Source organism: Geminicoccaceae bacterium (assembly GCA_020638465.1).
Taxonomy (GTDB): domain Bacteria; phylum Pseudomonadota; class Alphaproteobacteria; order Geminicoccales; family Geminicoccaceae; genus JAGREO01.
This window is the reverse complement of sequence record JACKIM010000001.1, coordinates 271510-285740: the sequence shown is the minus strand read 5'-3', so window position 1 is coordinate 285740 and position 14231 is coordinate 271510. Positions and strand designations below refer to the sequence as shown.

13 protein-coding genes and 1 tRNA gene are annotated in these 14231 nt (G+C 64.1%); 2 read left to right on the top strand and 12 right to left on the bottom strand.

The genetic code is table 11. The features are described 5' to 3' along the window. Positions 1-90: 90 nt before the first annotated feature. Positions 91-963: a LysR family transcriptional regulator gene (locus tag H6851_01290; GenBank protein ID MCB9942243.1), complete on the top strand. Its 873-nt coding sequence runs from the start codon at positions 91-93 to the stop codon at positions 961-963. Positions 964-1025: 62 nt separating this feature from the next. On the opposite strand, the gene H6851_01285 is transcribed toward H6851_01290, so the two are convergent. The 4 genes from H6851_01285 to H6851_01270 all read right to left on the bottom strand — a co-directional run bounded on the left by H6851_01285 (position 1026) and on the right by H6851_01270 (position 5163). Continuing rightward, positions 1026-1811 (bottom strand): hypothetical protein, encoded by a 786-nt coding sequence (locus tag H6851_01285; protein MCB9942242.1) that lies wholly within the window; start codon positions 1809-1811, stop codon positions 1026-1028. A gap of 239 nt (positions 1812-2050) precedes the next feature. Then, the gene (locus H6851_01280; protein MCB9942241.1) at positions 2051-2791 is read right to left on the bottom strand and encodes a DUF2497 domain-containing protein; all 741 of its coding nucleotides are present in this window, start codon (positions 2789-2791) and stop codon (positions 2051-2053) included. 155 nt (positions 2792-2946) lie between these two features. Further along, complete coding sequence (locus tag H6851_01275; protein MCB9942240.1) at positions 2947-4329, bottom strand: TolC family protein; 1383 nt, start codon at positions 4327-4329, stop codon at positions 2947-2949. Between the two features lie 180 nt (positions 4330-4509). Then, a complete protein-coding gene (locus H6851_01270) occupies positions 4510-5163 on the bottom strand; it encodes a protein-L-isoaspartate O-methyltransferase (GenBank protein ID MCB9942239.1) in 654 nt (217 codons plus the stop codon). 153 nt (positions 5164-5316) lie between these two features. Between H6851_01270 and H6851_01265 the strand changes: the two genes are divergently transcribed. Beyond that, a tRNA-Cys gene (locus tag H6851_01265) sits at positions 5317-5390 on the top strand. Positions 5391-5499: 109 nt separating this feature from the next. Here H6851_01265 and H6851_01260 read toward each other — a convergent pair. From H6851_01260 to radC, 8 genes are all read right to left on the bottom strand, one after another. Next, positions 5500-6669: a cell division protein ZapE gene (locus H6851_01260; GenBank protein MCB9942238.1), complete on the bottom strand. Its 1170-nt coding sequence runs from the start codon at positions 6667-6669 to the stop codon at positions 5500-5502. Continuing rightward, on the bottom strand, positions 6666-7712 hold the full coding sequence (locus H6851_01255; protein MCB9942237.1) for a ferrochelatase: 1047 nt from the start codon (positions 7710-7712) through the stop codon (positions 6666-6668). The genes H6851_01260 and H6851_01255 overlap by 4 nt, the downstream gene beginning before the upstream one ends. Positions 7713-7876: 164 nt before the next feature. Next, on the bottom strand, positions 7877-9394 hold the full coding sequence (locus H6851_01250; GenBank protein MCB9942236.1) for a tripartite tricarboxylate transporter permease: 1518 nt from the start codon (positions 9392-9394) through the stop codon (positions 7877-7879). Between the two features lie 4 nt (positions 9395-9398). Next, positions 9399-9830, bottom strand: a complete 432-nt coding sequence (locus H6851_01245) for a tripartite tricarboxylate transporter TctB family protein (protein MCB9942235.1) — start codon at positions 9828-9830, stop codon at positions 9399-9401. Between the two features lies 1 nt (position 9831). Next, positions 9832-10815 (bottom strand): tripartite tricarboxylate transporter substrate binding protein, encoded by a 984-nt coding sequence (locus H6851_01240; GenBank protein ID MCB9942234.1) that lies wholly within the window; start codon positions 10813-10815, stop codon positions 9832-9834. Between the two features lie 160 nt (positions 10816-10975). Further along, positions 10976-11785: a citryl-CoA lyase gene (locus H6851_01235; protein MCB9942233.1), complete on the bottom strand. Its 810-nt coding sequence runs from the start codon at positions 11783-11785 to the stop codon at positions 10976-10978. Continuing rightward, a complete protein-coding gene (locus H6851_01230) occupies positions 11782-12984 on the bottom strand; it encodes a CoA transferase (protein ID MCB9942232.1) in 1203 nt (400 codons plus the stop codon). The genes H6851_01235 and H6851_01230 overlap by 4 nt, the downstream gene beginning before the upstream one ends. A 100-nt stretch (positions 12985-13084) precedes the next feature. Next, a complete protein-coding gene (gene radC / locus H6851_01225; protein ID MCB9942231.1) occupies positions 13085-13912 on the bottom strand; it encodes a DNA repair protein RadC in 828 nt (275 codons plus the stop codon). Positions 13913-14231 lie beyond the last annotated feature (319 nt).

Below are 14231 nucleotides of genomic sequence, written 5' to 3'. Positions count from 1 at the left end.
AGATGGTGACGCCAGCTTGACATCATGGACGGCATTCACGCAAACCAGCTTTGGAAAATATCGGCCTCAGAAAAACTGGGTCTCACCGGCATGCCTGTCGCTCCGCCCTTTCCCCGTCTGCCGCCCCTGAACGCCCTTCGCGCCTATGAGGCCGCCGCCCGGCTCGGTGGTTTCGCCGCCGCCGCCGGTGAACTCGGGGTGACGCCCGGTGCGGTGGCGGCACATGTCAAGGCGCTGGAGCAGGAACTGGGTGCGGACCTGTTCGAGCGGCATTCGCGCGGCGTGCGCCTGACCGCACTCGGCAACCGCACGCTGCCCGGTCTGGTCGCCGCGTTCGACGCGCTCGGGCAGGCAGTCCGGGACCTTCGCCGCGAAGCCGCGCCGCGCAAGGTGCATGTCGCCACCCTGCCTGCCCTGGCCCAGCTCTGGCTGTCACCACGCCTGCCCGGATTGCGCGAGGAATTACCGGACATCGACATCTCCATCACCGCGCTCGAATCGCCCCCCAACCTCAAGCGCGTTCCCTTCGACCTGTGCCTGTTCTTCACGAGCGGAAAACCGCCGAATGCAAGGAATCTCGGAGCGGATATCATCTTTCCCGTCTGCGCACCATCACTGGCGGGCAGGCTCCGGCATCCGGCCGACCTGCTGCGCACCACCTGCCTCGTCGATGCCGCATGGCCCGAGGACTGGACCCTGTGGGCCGCCCACGCCATGCCCGGCACGCCGCTTCCCGCCCGCGGACCTGCCTTTTCCCTCTACGCCCTGGCTCTTGAGGAAGCCCGAAACGGTGCCGGCGTCCTCATGGGCCACCGCGCCCTCGTCCAGCATGACCTCGCCAGCGGCAAACTCGTTGCCCCCTTCGAGGTCGAGGTCCCGCTGCCGCGCTCGCTGACCCTGTGGCCCCAACGCAGCCCCATGCCGCGCGAAGTCGAAAATGTCGTCAGGCTGCTGGCGAAGTGACAAGGCAGGAAACAGCCCAAAATACCATTATTTCTACTGTATAATAGACTCACACGAAGGCGTCAGGGGATGCCGGAGAGCGATTTTCCGAATATCGGGTGGGGTTTGCAGACCGGTAGCGGCCGCCTCGCTGGCACGGGCCGCACGGGTGGCGGCGGCAGGTCGGGGAAATCGCCGGGCGGAAGCGCGCGGATCAGGCGCAACTCGTCCGGCGCGAAGATGGCGAACGCTCCCGCCTGCGGGGTCGTCATCATCGCGTCGAGGATATGCTCGTGGAGACTTTTCAGCAGACGGGACCGTCCCCTTGCGCGGAGCCTTTCCTCCTCGCTGCGGGATTTCCTCGTTCTTGCGGGTTTCGCCGCCGCGGGAGTGTCCTTCGTGAGCGACCATGGCACCGGGCAGACATCCGGCACATCGATCCCTCTGGCCACCGACTTCAGCAGCGAGGTGATGACATTCCCCATTCCCCTGCGTCCGGCACGATCCAGCCATGCCCTTTCGGCACCATCCGCCGATGCGACGGATTGCGCCAGGGAGTTGTCCTGCAACTGGCGGAACCAGTCGCGGGAGTGGAACAGCAGCAGACGGTGGAGGATCGCCCGAAGGCCATGACCGCCATGTGGGGACAGTCCCGCCCGCATCGCCGACAGGACACCCGCCACATGCGGCAGATGTTCCAGCCCGTCGACCTCCGCCACATCGAGCCGGACCGCCGGCCCCGCCAGCACCCCGCGCCGCCCGGTCGCCACCAGCCAGCACACCTTCAGGAAGCGAGGCGCGCCCCAGCGAAAGACCCGCCCGGCGAGTTTGCGCGGCAATATGGGGGGTGTGGCGGGGGTATGGGACATGGGGGGAGGTTATGATGGAAAGGCAGCATGAGAGTCAAGGAATATTTTCCGATATCGTCACGACAAGGCACCGTCCCGCCATGCGGGTCCCGCACCGTTTGAGAAACGGGCAACCAGGCGTGCCCGATTGCCCTTGCCCGACGGTGCGCTTTCCGATCGGGTGCGACCGGCCTGACGCTCCATCCATTGTTTCGCTGCATTTCCCGATCGTTCAGGCTATTCCGCCTGAACGGGAAAAGCTAGAGGAGTTCGGCGCGGCGGGCGAGTTTCTTGACTTCCTGCTCGACGACGCGCTCGACGACGGTGTTGAGGTTCTCGTCGAGCCATTCCTTGAGCATGGGCTTGATGAGATCGGAGAGGAACTGCTCGATGGACTTGTCCCCGCCTTCGATGGCCCGACCGCCGTCACCGGCCGCGGCCCTCGCCAGGCGCGCGAAAGCGCTGGTGCTGGCGGACGCTGCGGGCTCTGAAATCAAAGTGTCTGTCGCTCGGCTTGCCACTTCAATGGTCTCCATCTCATCGTCCATGTGCGTCATCGCATGAGCAGGTTCGGGTTCTGCCGGAACGGGCTCGGTCATCTCGATGGGTTCGAGATCGGCTTCGTCCTCGTCTTCCGGTTCCGGGAACACGTCATCCGCCGTCAGGTCGGCCGGGTCGAAGATGTCTTCGGCATCTTCCTCATCCTCGATATACTCCGGTTCCTCGATCGAGGCGACCGGATCCTCAAGGTCGAGGGTATCCTCCTCGATGTCGTCGAACGCGCCGGCGGTGACGTCATGGACGTCATCGTCGCCGAGATCGAGCACATCGTCCTCGTCCTCGCCGATCCCGTCGTCCTGCAAATCCAGCGTATCGTCGAGATCGGCCGCCAGGTCATGGCCGCCCTTTCCGTCCTCGTCCTGCTCGTCAGCAATGATCCGTCGAATCGAGGAGAGAATCTCTTCCATCGACGGTTCCTGCTCTTCCTTCGACTTGCTCATCGTTCGTGTCTCAATCTCGTCGTTGCGACCACGCCGCGCGATGGGTTCGACGCTAGGCCTGAACATAAGGTGAAATAGTAAACAGATCGTAACCGATGGTCAGGAATTCTCCCGAATGGCGATGTCTGCCGCGGCAACGATCGCGTCATGGCTGGTCAATTCCCGGTTTCATCGTCAACGGTCTTGCCGAACCATTTCGATTGAACCTCCTGAAAGTGATCGTCGGGCTCGTAAAGGACGACGTCAAGCCCGAGCCTGCGTGCCAGAAGCCCTCCGGTTGCGGCAATAAGTCTGTATTCCGCAAAAATCTCTTCATGGGCGACCAGTTCGAGATCGACTTCAGTTTCAAAAAGATTTTCTTCTGCATCAAGGACTTCCGTCATGCCGACAAGTCCGAGCATGGCTTCCTGCTGGAGCCCGTCGATGGCCATGCGTTCTGCCCGCCTGCGGGCTTCGAGGCTGACCCGGCGCAAGCGGGCGCTTTCGGCGGCGGCACGGGCCGAGAGCAGTTCGGCGTCGAGGCGGCGGCGGACGGCGTTCACGTCATGCTCGCGGGCGACCATGGCCTGCCGTGCCTGTCTCTCGCGGGCGAAATCGCCTCCACCCCGATAAAGCGGCCATTCGAAGGAGACGCCGACGCGGACCTGCGGTTCGAAACCGCTGGTCTGGCCCGGCTGGTCGACATAGGACGCCTCGCCATTGAACGTCATGCTGGAGGCCGATGCGGAGCGGGCGATTTCGATCGTCGATTCGGCGACGGAAACGGCCAGCATAGCAGCGTGGAGCGCCGGGTGATCCTCCACCCGTGCCCGCAGCTCCCCGACATCGCGTGGCAATTCCCCGGGACGGCCGGCAGCTTCCAGATTCTCCGGCTCCTCGCCGACGATGGCGGCGAAGTCGGCCCGTGCCGCAGCCTGCACGGCGCGCAGGGCCTCGCGGTCGGCGCGGGTCTCTTCGAGGTGGGCCTCGGCCAGGGCCACATCGGTGCTGGTCGAACCGCCCAGCCGGTAGCGGTCCCGGGCATTGGCGAGGATGCGTTGCGACCGCTGTTCGTTCGCCGTGGCCAGCGCCATCCGCCGATCGGCGGAAATGACCGCCAGATAGGCATTCACCGCGCTCAGGAGCACGTCCTGTTCGCGGGCATCGAGTTCGGCCCGTGCCCGTTCGACCTGACGCCGGGCCTGTTCGATGGCCGAGGAGGCCCTACCGCCGGTATAGATCGGCTGTTCCAGGAACAGCCCGGCGCGGCCGGCATGGGCGCCGTCGGGCGTGTCGCCGGTCCCCTTGACGATCATGCCCGTCGACGAGGTCAGGCCGATGCTGGGCCTGCGGCCGGCCCGGGCTATGGGCGACTGTTCGTCGAGGGCACGCAGATCGGCGCGCGCGGCGGCGAGGAGCGGGCTCTGTTCATAGACGCGCGCCAGCACCGCCGGCAATGTCGTCGCCGATGCGGCGACCGTCGGAGCGGATATCGAGGCAAGGAGGACCATGACCAGTACGCGCATCGACTCGCATGGTACCACCGAACGTTGAAGCATGCCAGCGTTATGCGACCGATGCGCGTATTGTCAGGTGGCGAACAATATTCACACGTGTATTAACAGTATTCACAAGTGCATTACTGTCGTTCCCCGGTGCCGGCGGTTGCATGAATCCGCCAGCACGATGCCGGACATTGCCGACCGGGATCAGGCCGACCGGGATCAGGCCGACCGGGATCAGAAGGCGAACCCGGCCCTGGCTTGCAGCGCTTCGAGCCTCGGGATCCAGGCATCGAACGGGGTCAGGTCGCCGGCCGTCTCGCCGACACGCTTGCGGATGGTCACCTTGCCATTGTAGCCGGAGGCCACGATGCAGGCGAGGCGGCCTCCCTCCTCAAGCTGCGATGCCAGCTTCTCCGGAACGGCGGGGACGCTGCCGGCGAGCAGGATGACACCGAAGGGGGCCTGGGCCGGCAGGCCCTCGCCGGCAGCGGCGACCTGCACCACGACGTTGTCGCAGCCGGCCTCTTCCATCAGCGATTCAACCGTGGCCACCTCGCTTTCATCCGCGACCAGGTGAAAGACCGTGGCGACCAACCTTGCCATCACGGCAGAGCTGTAGCCGGTGCCGCAGCCGACCACCAGTGCGACTTCGCCTGCCCGGGGTGCCGAGGCCTGAAGCATCTTGGCCAGGGCAAGCGGCTCGATGAGATGGCGGCCGTTCCCGAGGTCGATATCGTCGTCGATATAGGCGACGCGGCGAAGGCGCTTGGGCAGGAAGAGTTCGCGCGGGATGGTGGAAAGGGCGGCGACCAGCCGCGGCTCGTCGATCTTGTTGGTGCGCAGCTGGTTCTCGACCATGTAGTGGCGCGCAAGTGCTAAATCCGTCATATCTTCCACCCGGTGCTCCTGACGACCTGCCTTCCTATACCGCGATGTCATCCGGGGTACAATTCGTCCGTCCCGTACCGTGATCGAAGGTCTCAGGGTCCGATTGACGTTGCCGTGGCGAATGCATATAGAGACTTCCACGCTCGACGCACCGGCCCGGTGGCAGAGTGGTGATGCAGAGGACTGCAAATCCTTGTACGTCGGTTCGATTCCGGCCCGGGCCTCCATTGTCCAAGCTGGCGGACAGCTCCGGCATTCTCGTCGCATGTCTGTTCGCATCGCAGCCCGTTCCCGTTGGATCCTTCTCCGCTCAGACCAGGCGTTGGTCAGGTCCGCTCAGACCAGGTCGCTGGTCAGGGCATAGGGCTCGAAGGGCCTGTCATCGCCGCCGAGACTGCGGGCGCGACACTGTTCGACATATTCGACGGAGCGCATTTCCATGAGCCGGCTGACGGTGCGCTGGAATTCGAAGGTTCCGTCGCCGGCGGCATAGAGTTCGTCGGGCGGCGCATCGGCGGCGACATAGAGCATGGTCTTGCGTTCGTAGCAGGCGTCGACGAGGATCATGAAGCGCCGGGCCTCGTTGCGATTTTCGGCCGTGAGGCGCGGGACGCCGTCGAGCAGCAGGGCCCAGTAGGCATCGGTAATGGCGAGGTAGTCGGCGGCGCCGAGCGGTTGTTCGCAGAAATCGGGGAAGGTCAGGAGGGCGACGCCACCGTGCGCCTCGGGGATATGGATGTGCCGGCTGTTGACCTGGACCTCGTCCGCAGTGGCCCGCGCGCCGTCGGTGAGCTCCTCGAAGACGGCACGCAGCGCACGGGATGCCTTCGGACCGAGCGGGTGGTGGTAGACGGGCAACTGGCGCAGGCGGCCGAGGCGGTAATCGATGTGGCCGTCAAGCGACAGTGCGTCGTTGCGTTCAAGCAACAAGTCGATGAAGGGCAGGAAGCGATCGCGGTTGAGGCCGTTTTCGTAAAGACGCTCGGGCGGCCAGTTGGAGGTCGCGACGACAACCACGCCGCGCTCGAAAAGCCGCTCGAACAGGCGACGCAGAATCATCGCATCGGCGATGTTCACCACATGGAATTCATCGAAGCACAGCAAATGGTGCTCATCGGCAAGCTCATCGGCGACGGCCTTGAGCGGATCGGCCCCGTGGCCGCCCTGGCGCAGGCGGTGCAGCCGCTTGTGAACGTCCAGCATGAAGGCGTGGAAGTGGGCACGGCGCTTCCTGTCGACCTGAACGAGGTCGAAGAACAGGTCCATCAGCATCGACTTGCCGCGACCGACTGCGCCATGGATATAGAGGCCGCGCGGTGCTGGAGCACCCGTTTCGCCCCCTCCGCCGAACAGCCGGCGAAGGCCGCTCCTCCGGGGTGCCGCCGGTGGTTCGTAGCCGTCGAGCCGGGATGCCAGCGCGTCGAGCTTGCGGGCCGCATCTTCCTGCGCGACGTCGGGCTTCAGGCTGCCGGCCGCGATCCGCCGGTTCAGTTCCTCGACGATCATGCCGGATCGATCCACCCGGCGAGTTCACGCCTTGCAAGGCCGGCAAGGAATTCGATGTGGTCGGGACGGTCGTTGAGACAGCGAATGTAGCTGAACTGCTCGCCACCCGCGTGAAGGAAGGATTCCCGCCCCTGCTGGTCGATCTCCTCAAGCGTCTCGACGCAGTCGGTGACGAATGCCGGCGAGATGACGGCTATGCGCGTTACGCCCTGGCCCGGCAGCGACTCGAGGGTCTCGTCGAGATAGGGCCTGAGCCATTCCTCCGAGCCGAAGCGCGACTGGAAGACGGTCATGATCCGCCCCGGATCCCAACCCAACCGTTCCTCGACGAGGCGGGTCGTCTTGCGGCACATGCAGTGATAGGGGTCGCCCTCGATGAGATAGCGTTTGGGTACGCCATGATAGGACATCAACACCTTTTGCGGTTCATGATCGAGTGAGGAGAGGTGCTCCTCGATAGACCGTGCGAGCAGATCGACATACCCCGGATGGTCGTGATAGGGCCCCATGGTCCGCACGGCGGGCTGCCAGTTCATCTGCTGCAGGGCCTCGAAGGCCTTGTCGTAGGCCGTGGCCGTCGTGGGAGCCGCATATTGCGGATAGAGTGCCATCAACACCAGCCGGTCGCAACCCTGCGCGATCAGTCGCTCCATGACCGAGCGCGTCGACGGGTTACCGTAGCGCATGGCCCAGTCGACGACCACCCGGTCGCCGTAATCGGCCTGCAGGCGGGCTGCCACCCGTTCGGCCTGGGATCGTGTCACCGTGCGCAGCGGACTTTCGTCGAGATCATTGTTCCAGATGGCGCGATAGGCTTCACCTGAAGAAAACGGCCGCTTGCTCAGGATGATGAGTTGCAACAGCGGCTGCCAGAACAGGCGCGGCAGATCGATCACCCGGCGATCGGACAGGAACTCGTTCAGGTATCGCCGCATCGACCAGTAGTCGGTGGCTTCCGGTGTGCCGAGATTGAGCAGGATCACCCCGATGCGGCCGCGCCGGGCATCGGGATGGTCGGTCGGTTTGACGGCCATGTCGTTCATGCGGCGCCCCGGTTCAACGAATGAAAATCGCTACGCCCCACATAGTCCCTTCATCCGCAAGGACAACCCCATGCGGACATCATGCCCGGGGTCGGTCGCCCGGACCCTGCGAATCGGGGAACCCGCTCTCCCGGCTCGCTTTGCGGTCGCCCGCTCGCGGCCGTTCAATCGGTCAGTTCTTCCTCGCGCTTGACGTTCGGTCGAACGTATTTGCCGATGACCAGGGGAGCGAGGAAACCGACGATGGCGGCGATCCACAAGCCCTTGGCGAGCGGACTCTCGACCAGGATCCACCAGTCGCCATTGGAAATGGTGAGGGCACGACGCAGGTTGTTCTCCATCTGGTTGCCCAGGAGAATGCCCAGGATGATCGGCACGGTGGGAATGTCGACCTTGCGACACAGCCAGCCGATGACCCCGAACAGGATCATCAGCATGAGGTCGAACACCGATCCCGAAATGCCATAGATGCCGACAAACGAAACCATGGCGACGGCCGGCATGAGGATGTGCGGCGGCACGGTCAGGATGCGCACGAACAGGCCCACCAGCGGAATGTTCATCACCAGCAGCATCGCATTGCCGATGAACAGTGCGGCGATCAGGCCCCAGACGATGTCGGGCTTCTGCTCGAACAGCAGCGGTCCCGGGGTGATGTTGAGGGTCATGAGCATGGCCAGCAGCACGGCCGTGGTTCCCGACCCCGGCACGCCCAGCGTCAGCATGGGGACGAGGGCTCCGCCGGCTGCCGCATTGTTCCCGGCTTCAGGCGCGGCAACGCCGCGCGGATCGCCATGTCCAAAGGTGCCGTCGCGATCGCTGGCACGCTTTTCGACGGTATAGGCGAGAAAACTGCCGAGCGATGCGCCCGCACCGGGCAGGACACCGGCAAGGAACCCGATGATGGTGCTGCGGACCATGGTCCATGTGCACTTGCCGAGCGTGGCGATCGGCACGGTGATGCGTCCGAGCGCCATGCCGACGGGCGTGTTGGCCGCACCATGTTCGAAGAACAGGAAAACTTCGGCAATGGCGAAAAGGCCGACGATGGCGACGAGAAAGTCGATGCCCTCCATGAGGTGCATTTCGCCAAATGTAAAACGTGTCGTTCCCGACGAACCGTCGATGCCGATCATGGCGATGCCGAGGCCAAGCATGGCGGCGATGGCTGCCTTGGCCTGGTTGCGGCTGGAGATGCCGCCCAGCGTGGCAAAGGCCAGCGTGAACAGTGCAAAATACTCGGCGGGACCGAACAGGAGGGCGACCTTGGCGAGGACCGGAGCGAGGATGACCAGCCCCACGGTGGAGAAAAATCCGCCGATGAACGAGGCGAAGCCGGACAGCGCGAGGGCTTCGCCGGCCTTGCCCTGCCGTGCCATGGGGTAGCCGTCGAGGGTGGTCATCAGGGCCGGTTCGTCACCGGGGATGTTGAGCAGGATCGAGGAGATCCGCCCCCCATACATGGCACCGTAATAGACCGACGTGAGGAGGATCAATGCCGCGGTCGCATCCAGCCCGAGCGAGAAGGCAAGCGGGATGAGAATGGCCACGCCGTTGGACGGTCCCAGACCCGGCAAGGCACCGATGATGGTGCCGAGGAAGCAGCCGATGAAGGCCAGCAGCAGGTGGGTCGGTGTCAGGGCGACACTGAACCCGTGCATGAGGAAGCCGAGTGTTTCCATGACCTCAGAAACCGAACGGGCCCCGGGCCAGCGACAGGCCAAGGATCAGGTGAAAGACGGTGTAGATGCCGGCCGACAGGCCGATGCCGATGACGGGTGCTGCGAGCAGCGAGCCTCCCAGTCTCCAGGACAGCAGGCTCGCCGCGATCGCCGTGGCGATGAGAAAGCCGAGCGGCTGGAGCAACTGGGCGTAGCCTATGAGTATGGCCAGCCCTAGGACGACCTCGAAGAATCTCGGCCACGCGGGCCAGTCGGGCTCCGGATCCGGCCGCAGCAAGGGATAGAGGCCGGCCAGTCCCAGCAACACGCCGATCAGTATCGGAAAGGCCTTGGGTCCCAGCGAATCGAAGATCATCGCCGATTCGATCCGCGTGGCGGCCACAACGAATGCAACCGCCAGCAGGATCAGCAAACCGCCGAGAATGCGGTCCGACATGTTATTGGATCACGCCGATTTCGCGGCTGAGGTCCTGGATGCTCTTGATCTGGTTGTCGACGAAGCTCTGGAAATCATCGCCGACCTTGAAGAATGGCATCAGCCCGTTGGCGGCCATGATATCCTGCCATTGCTGGCTTTCGCCAACGGTCGTCAAAGCACCGGCCCAGAACTCGAAGACCTCCTCGCCCGTGCCCTTGGGGATGTAGAGACCGCGCCAGTTGGGGGCGATCACGTCGAAACCCTGTTCGCTGGCCGTCGGAATCTCGCTGAATTCGCCCGGCAGACGGTCTTCGGAAAGCACGGCGAGCACGCGCACGTCACCGGACTGGATGAAGCCCACCGCCTCGGAGATGTCGCCGGTCATCGCCTGGACATGTCCACCGAGCATCTGGGTGATGGCATCGCCACCGCCATCGAAGCTGATGTAGCGTACCGAACGGATGTCATCGAAGCCATCGGCCTTGAGCAGTTGCAGGACCTTGAGGTGATCGAACCCGCCGGCAGCGGAGCCACCCGCGAATGAAATCGACGCCGGATCCGCCTTCACCGCGTCAACCAGGTCCTGGAGGTTCTGGTAAGGGGCGTCCTTGTCGACGGCGATGATCCCGTAATCCGCGCCGAGCGAGCCGACGAACCGGACCTGGTCGGCGGTGAGGCCGGCGAACTGGTTCTGTGCGAGGCGGGTGGCGGTTGCAGTGGAAGCGGCCACGATCAGGTTCGGATCTTCGTTGCGTTTGGTGACGACGTGACTATAGGCGACACCACCACCGCCGCCGGCCATGTTGGTCACCTGAACCGTACCCGGAACCACGTTCAGCTCGCTGAGCAGCTTGCCGATCTGCCGGCAGGTGAAATCCCAGCCGCCACCGGGGTTGGCCGGTGCAATGCACTCGACATTCGATGGCTCGAAAGCCCTGGCCGGTCCGACCAGCGCCAGCGCGGAAAGGGCCGCGGCCGACAGCAGAATGAATCTGCGAATCATGAATTTGCCTCCGTGATCAACTCGTCCGGCGCAGAGAAGGGGTTGCGGGAAACCATGTCAAGAACGGCGTTTCATCCTGTCGCGCCGGACCGATGCCAAGGCATCGTCCATCCATGCCCCGATACGTCGGAAAAGGGCCGGATGCGGAGAAATGCTGCCGTCAGGGATCCCGTCGCGGCGTCCCGTCATAGGTCCAGGTATACTGGCGCGGGATGGGCCCCTTGTTGCGGCCGCCCTGCTGCCGTTGCTCGAAGGCATGGGCCATGGCCCCGACGGAGCGGGACAGCACGAACAGGCCGCGGCAGAGCTCGGGCGGAAAGTCCAGTTCGGCGTAAATCACGGCGGTGGCACCGTCGATGTTCATCGGGATGCGACGGGATTTACGTTGTTCAAGTGTCCTTTCGATGGCCTGCGCGATGCCGGCGAAACGGCCGCTGACCGTTCCCCTTGCCGCGTGCTCGCGCACGACCTCCATCAGTCGCGGTGCGCGCGGGTCGACGGGATGGAACCGGTGGCCGAAACCCGGGACGTATCGTTCCCGGTCCAGTGCCGAGGAGACGGCTTGTCCGGGCGGCGTGCCCGCGTCGATGTCGGCGGCAATCGCATTGTAGAGTATCACCGCCTGCTCACCGGCCCCACCATGCACATCTCCCAGTACGTTGATGGCTGACGCCATGGCATTGTTGATGCCGACGCCGCAGGTCATCGCCATGCGGGCAATGGCTATGGAGGGAGCCTGCGGGCCGTGGTCGACGGCCGCCATGAGGGCGGTGCCGAGAAGCTCGGCCTGCCCGTCCGTGGGAAGTTCTCCCTTGAGCATCAACCATATCATGGCGGGAAAGGAGATCCGGCCGATCAGATCCTCGATGGCATATCCGCGATAGCGGATCATGCCCGGTTCCATCTCGATGATGGAGGTGTGCCACCAGTCCTCGCTGGCCCTGCGGTCGTCGCTGTCGTTGCCGTTCATATGACCTTCTCCCTGCGCATCGCATCGATCTCGTCGGACGTCAGGCCCAGTTCGGCCAGAATGGCGTCGGTGTCCGCACCCAGCCCCGGGGGAGGGGTGGCCGGGGCCGGGTCGCCGGAGGCCAGGCGAAAGCCCGCGCGGACGACGGAGATGTCGCGATCCACACCGGGAACCTTGTCGAACCGGCGGATCAGTTCGCGTGTTTCCACCTGTGGATGGTCGAGGATCTGCCGCACCGACAGGACTTCCCCGGCCGGCACACCCGCCTCGTTGAGGATCGTCGACCATTGTGCGGCGGTTCGGCTGCCGAGCCCCCGTTCGATCTCACCACGCAGGGCATCCCGGTTGCGCTTCCGGTCCTCGCGGTCCGCATAGTCCGGATGATCGATCAGTTCGGGCCGGTCGATGAGCCGGCACAGGGATTCGAACTGCTGCTGGCGATTGGCGGCGATATTGAGAAGTCCCTCGCCGGTGCGGAAAGTGCCCGACGGCGCTGCGGTCATGTTCTCGTTGCCCAGGGGCGAGGCTTCCCGCCCGGCGATGAGCCAGTTGGAAACGGCCCAGCCCATGGCCACCAGGGTGCTTTCCAGCATCGAGACGTCGATGGTTTCGCCTTCGCCCGTGGACCGGGCGCGGACCAGTGCCGCGGCAATCGCGAAGGCGGCGGTGATGCCGCCCATGGTGTCGGCCACCGGATAGCCCACCCGAAGCGGCGCGCTGGTCCGGTCGCCGGTGACGCTCATGACCCCGGCCATGCCCTGAATGATCTGGTCGTAGGCAGGATTGCCGGACAGGGGCCCGTCCTGACCGAAGCCGGAGATGGCACAATAGACCAGTTGCGGGCGGATGGTTCGCAGATGGGCCGCATCGAGACCGAGGCGCCGCATGACTCCCGGCCGGAAATTCTCCACCAGGACATCGGCGGTGGCCACGAGCTTTTCGAAGGCTGCCCGTCCGTCCGGATGCTTGAGATTGAGGGTCATCGAGCGCTTGCCTGCGTTCTGCGCGAGAAAGGAAGCGCCCATGAGGCCGGCATTGAGTTGCGGATCGGCTCCCAGCTGGCGGGCGAGGTCGCCGGTCCCCGGAACCTCGACCTTGACCACTTCGGCACCCAGCTGCCCCAGCTGGTAACAGCAGAACGGCCCGGCGAGCACATTGGTCAGATCGAGTACGCGGATGCCCTCGAGCAGCGCAGCCATTCACCCCTCCCTTGCGAGTCGATCAGGCGATGGCCGATAGTCGGGGCGATTGTCAAGAAGGCGGGGAACATTCCCCGTCCGAACGCGGTGTGCGGATCCTTCAAAGGAGGCCGCGCGAGCGGAAGCTCAGATGCCGGCCCGCGCCGACGATGATGTGATCATGGACGATGATCTCGAAGAGCTTGAGCGCATCGATGACCTTGCGGGTCATGTCGATGTCGGCGGCCGAAGGCGAGGGATCGCCGCTTGGATGGTTGTGGACCATGATGACGGCGCTCGCGCCGAGTTCGAGCGCGCGCCTCGCGACCTCGCGGGGATAGAGCGGAACGTGATCGACGGTGCCCCGGCCATGGATCTCGTCGGTGATCAGGATGTTCTTCTTGTTGAGGAAGAGGATGCGGAACTGCTCCTGCGGCTGGTCGGCCATCAGTGCCTGGCAATAGCAGACCACGCTTTCATAGGAGCTCATGACCGGACGTTCGATGATCTCGCGGCGCATGACCTTGACGGCCGCGGCGTGGACGACCTTGAGCATCGCCGTGATGCAGTAGCCGGAGCGCCGGGTCTGACCCATGGCTTCGCTCAGGAGACGCGGGCTGGCGCCGAGCACGCTTGCCAGATCGCCGAAACGCGACAGGAGGCCGGCCGCGAGATCCTGCTGGCTTTCGGTATTGCCGGTTGCCAGCGCGAGCAGGACCTCGAGGACTTCCTGTTCGCCGATCGCCTCCTCGCCCTCGCGGTTGAAGCGCCGGCGCAGGTTGCGCCAGTGACTCCAGTCGCCGTGGCGGCCGGCTTCGGCCGTGTCCTGCCGGACGAAGGCATGGATGGAATTCTCCTCTTTCAGACCTGTCCGTGCGGTCGCGAGGCCGCTCCAGCCATCGGCCTGAAGGGCAGTCATTCCGATCTCGACTCCATCCGTCAGGAGCATGATTATTCCCTCATCAGGTCATGTCGATTATGTGGCAGACGCCTGACGATCTTATATTTCAACCAGTGGTTGATGTGCAACACAATTCTGCAAGTTGGCGTGCCAGAGGTATCATTTTCCGGGTTTCCTCCACGTGTGATCAATATCCCACAGTGAAGGTGACGTTCGTCATGAGTGCTTTCGGGGGCATGTAACAAACGGAAAAATAAAGAAATATCGGTTGCGGGAAAGGGCGGAATCCCGTGTTTTTTAGGGAAAATCGAGACAATTACAGGCATGCTCGAAGGGATTCCCATGCCAGTCAAGCGTACCAATCGAA

What these genes read in the sequence shown, in the direction of transcription:
- H6851_01255 (MCB9942237.1), bottom strand. Translation starts at nt 7,712, where the DNA reads ATGAACGACATGGCCGTCAAACCGACCGACCATCCCGATGCCCGGCGC.
- H6851_01235 (MCB9942233.1), bottom strand. Translation starts at nt 11,785, where the DNA reads ATGAACGGCAACGACAGCGACGACCGCAGGGCCAGCGAGGACTGGTGG.
- H6851_01285 (MCB9942242.1), bottom strand. Translation starts at nt 1,811, where the DNA reads ATGTCCCATACCCCCGCCACACCCCCCATATTGCCGCGCAAACTCGCC.
- H6851_01230 (MCB9942232.1), bottom strand. Translation starts at nt 12,984, where the DNA reads ATGGCTGCGCTGCTCGAGGGCATCCGCGTACTCGATCTGACCAATGTG.
- radC (MCB9942231.1), bottom strand. Translation starts at nt 13,912, where the DNA reads ATGCTCCTGACGGATGGAGTCGAGATCGGAATGACTGCCCTTCAGGCC.
- H6851_01280 (MCB9942241.1), bottom strand. Translation starts at nt 2,791, where the DNA reads ATGAGCAAGTCGAAGGAAGAGCAGGAACCGTCGATGGAAGAGATTCTC.
- H6851_01270 (MCB9942239.1), bottom strand. Translation starts at nt 5,163, where the DNA reads ATGACGGATTTAGCACTTGCGCGCCACTACATGGTCGAGAACCAGCTG.
- H6851_01240 (MCB9942234.1), bottom strand. Translation starts at nt 10,815, where the DNA reads ATGATTCGCAGATTCATTCTGCTGTCGGCCGCGGCCCTTTCCGCGCTG.
- H6851_01245 (MCB9942235.1), bottom strand. Translation starts at nt 9,830, where the DNA reads ATGTCGGACCGCATTCTCGGCGGTTTGCTGATCCTGCTGGCGGTTGCA.
- H6851_01275 (MCB9942240.1), bottom strand. Translation starts at nt 4,329, where the DNA reads ATGCTTCAACGTTCGGTGGTACCATGCGAGTCGATGCGCGTACTGGTC.
- H6851_01260 (MCB9942238.1), bottom strand. Translation starts at nt 6,669, where the DNA reads ATGATCGTCGAGGAACTGAACCGGCGGATCGCGGCCGGCAGCCTGAAG.
- H6851_01250 (MCB9942236.1), bottom strand. Translation starts at nt 9,394, where the DNA reads ATGGAAACACTCGGCTTCCTCATGCACGGGTTCAGTGTCGCCCTGACA.
- H6851_01290 (MCB9942243.1), top strand. Translation starts at nt 91, where the DNA reads ATGCCTGTCGCTCCGCCCTTTCCCCGTCTGCCGCCCCTGAACGCCCTT.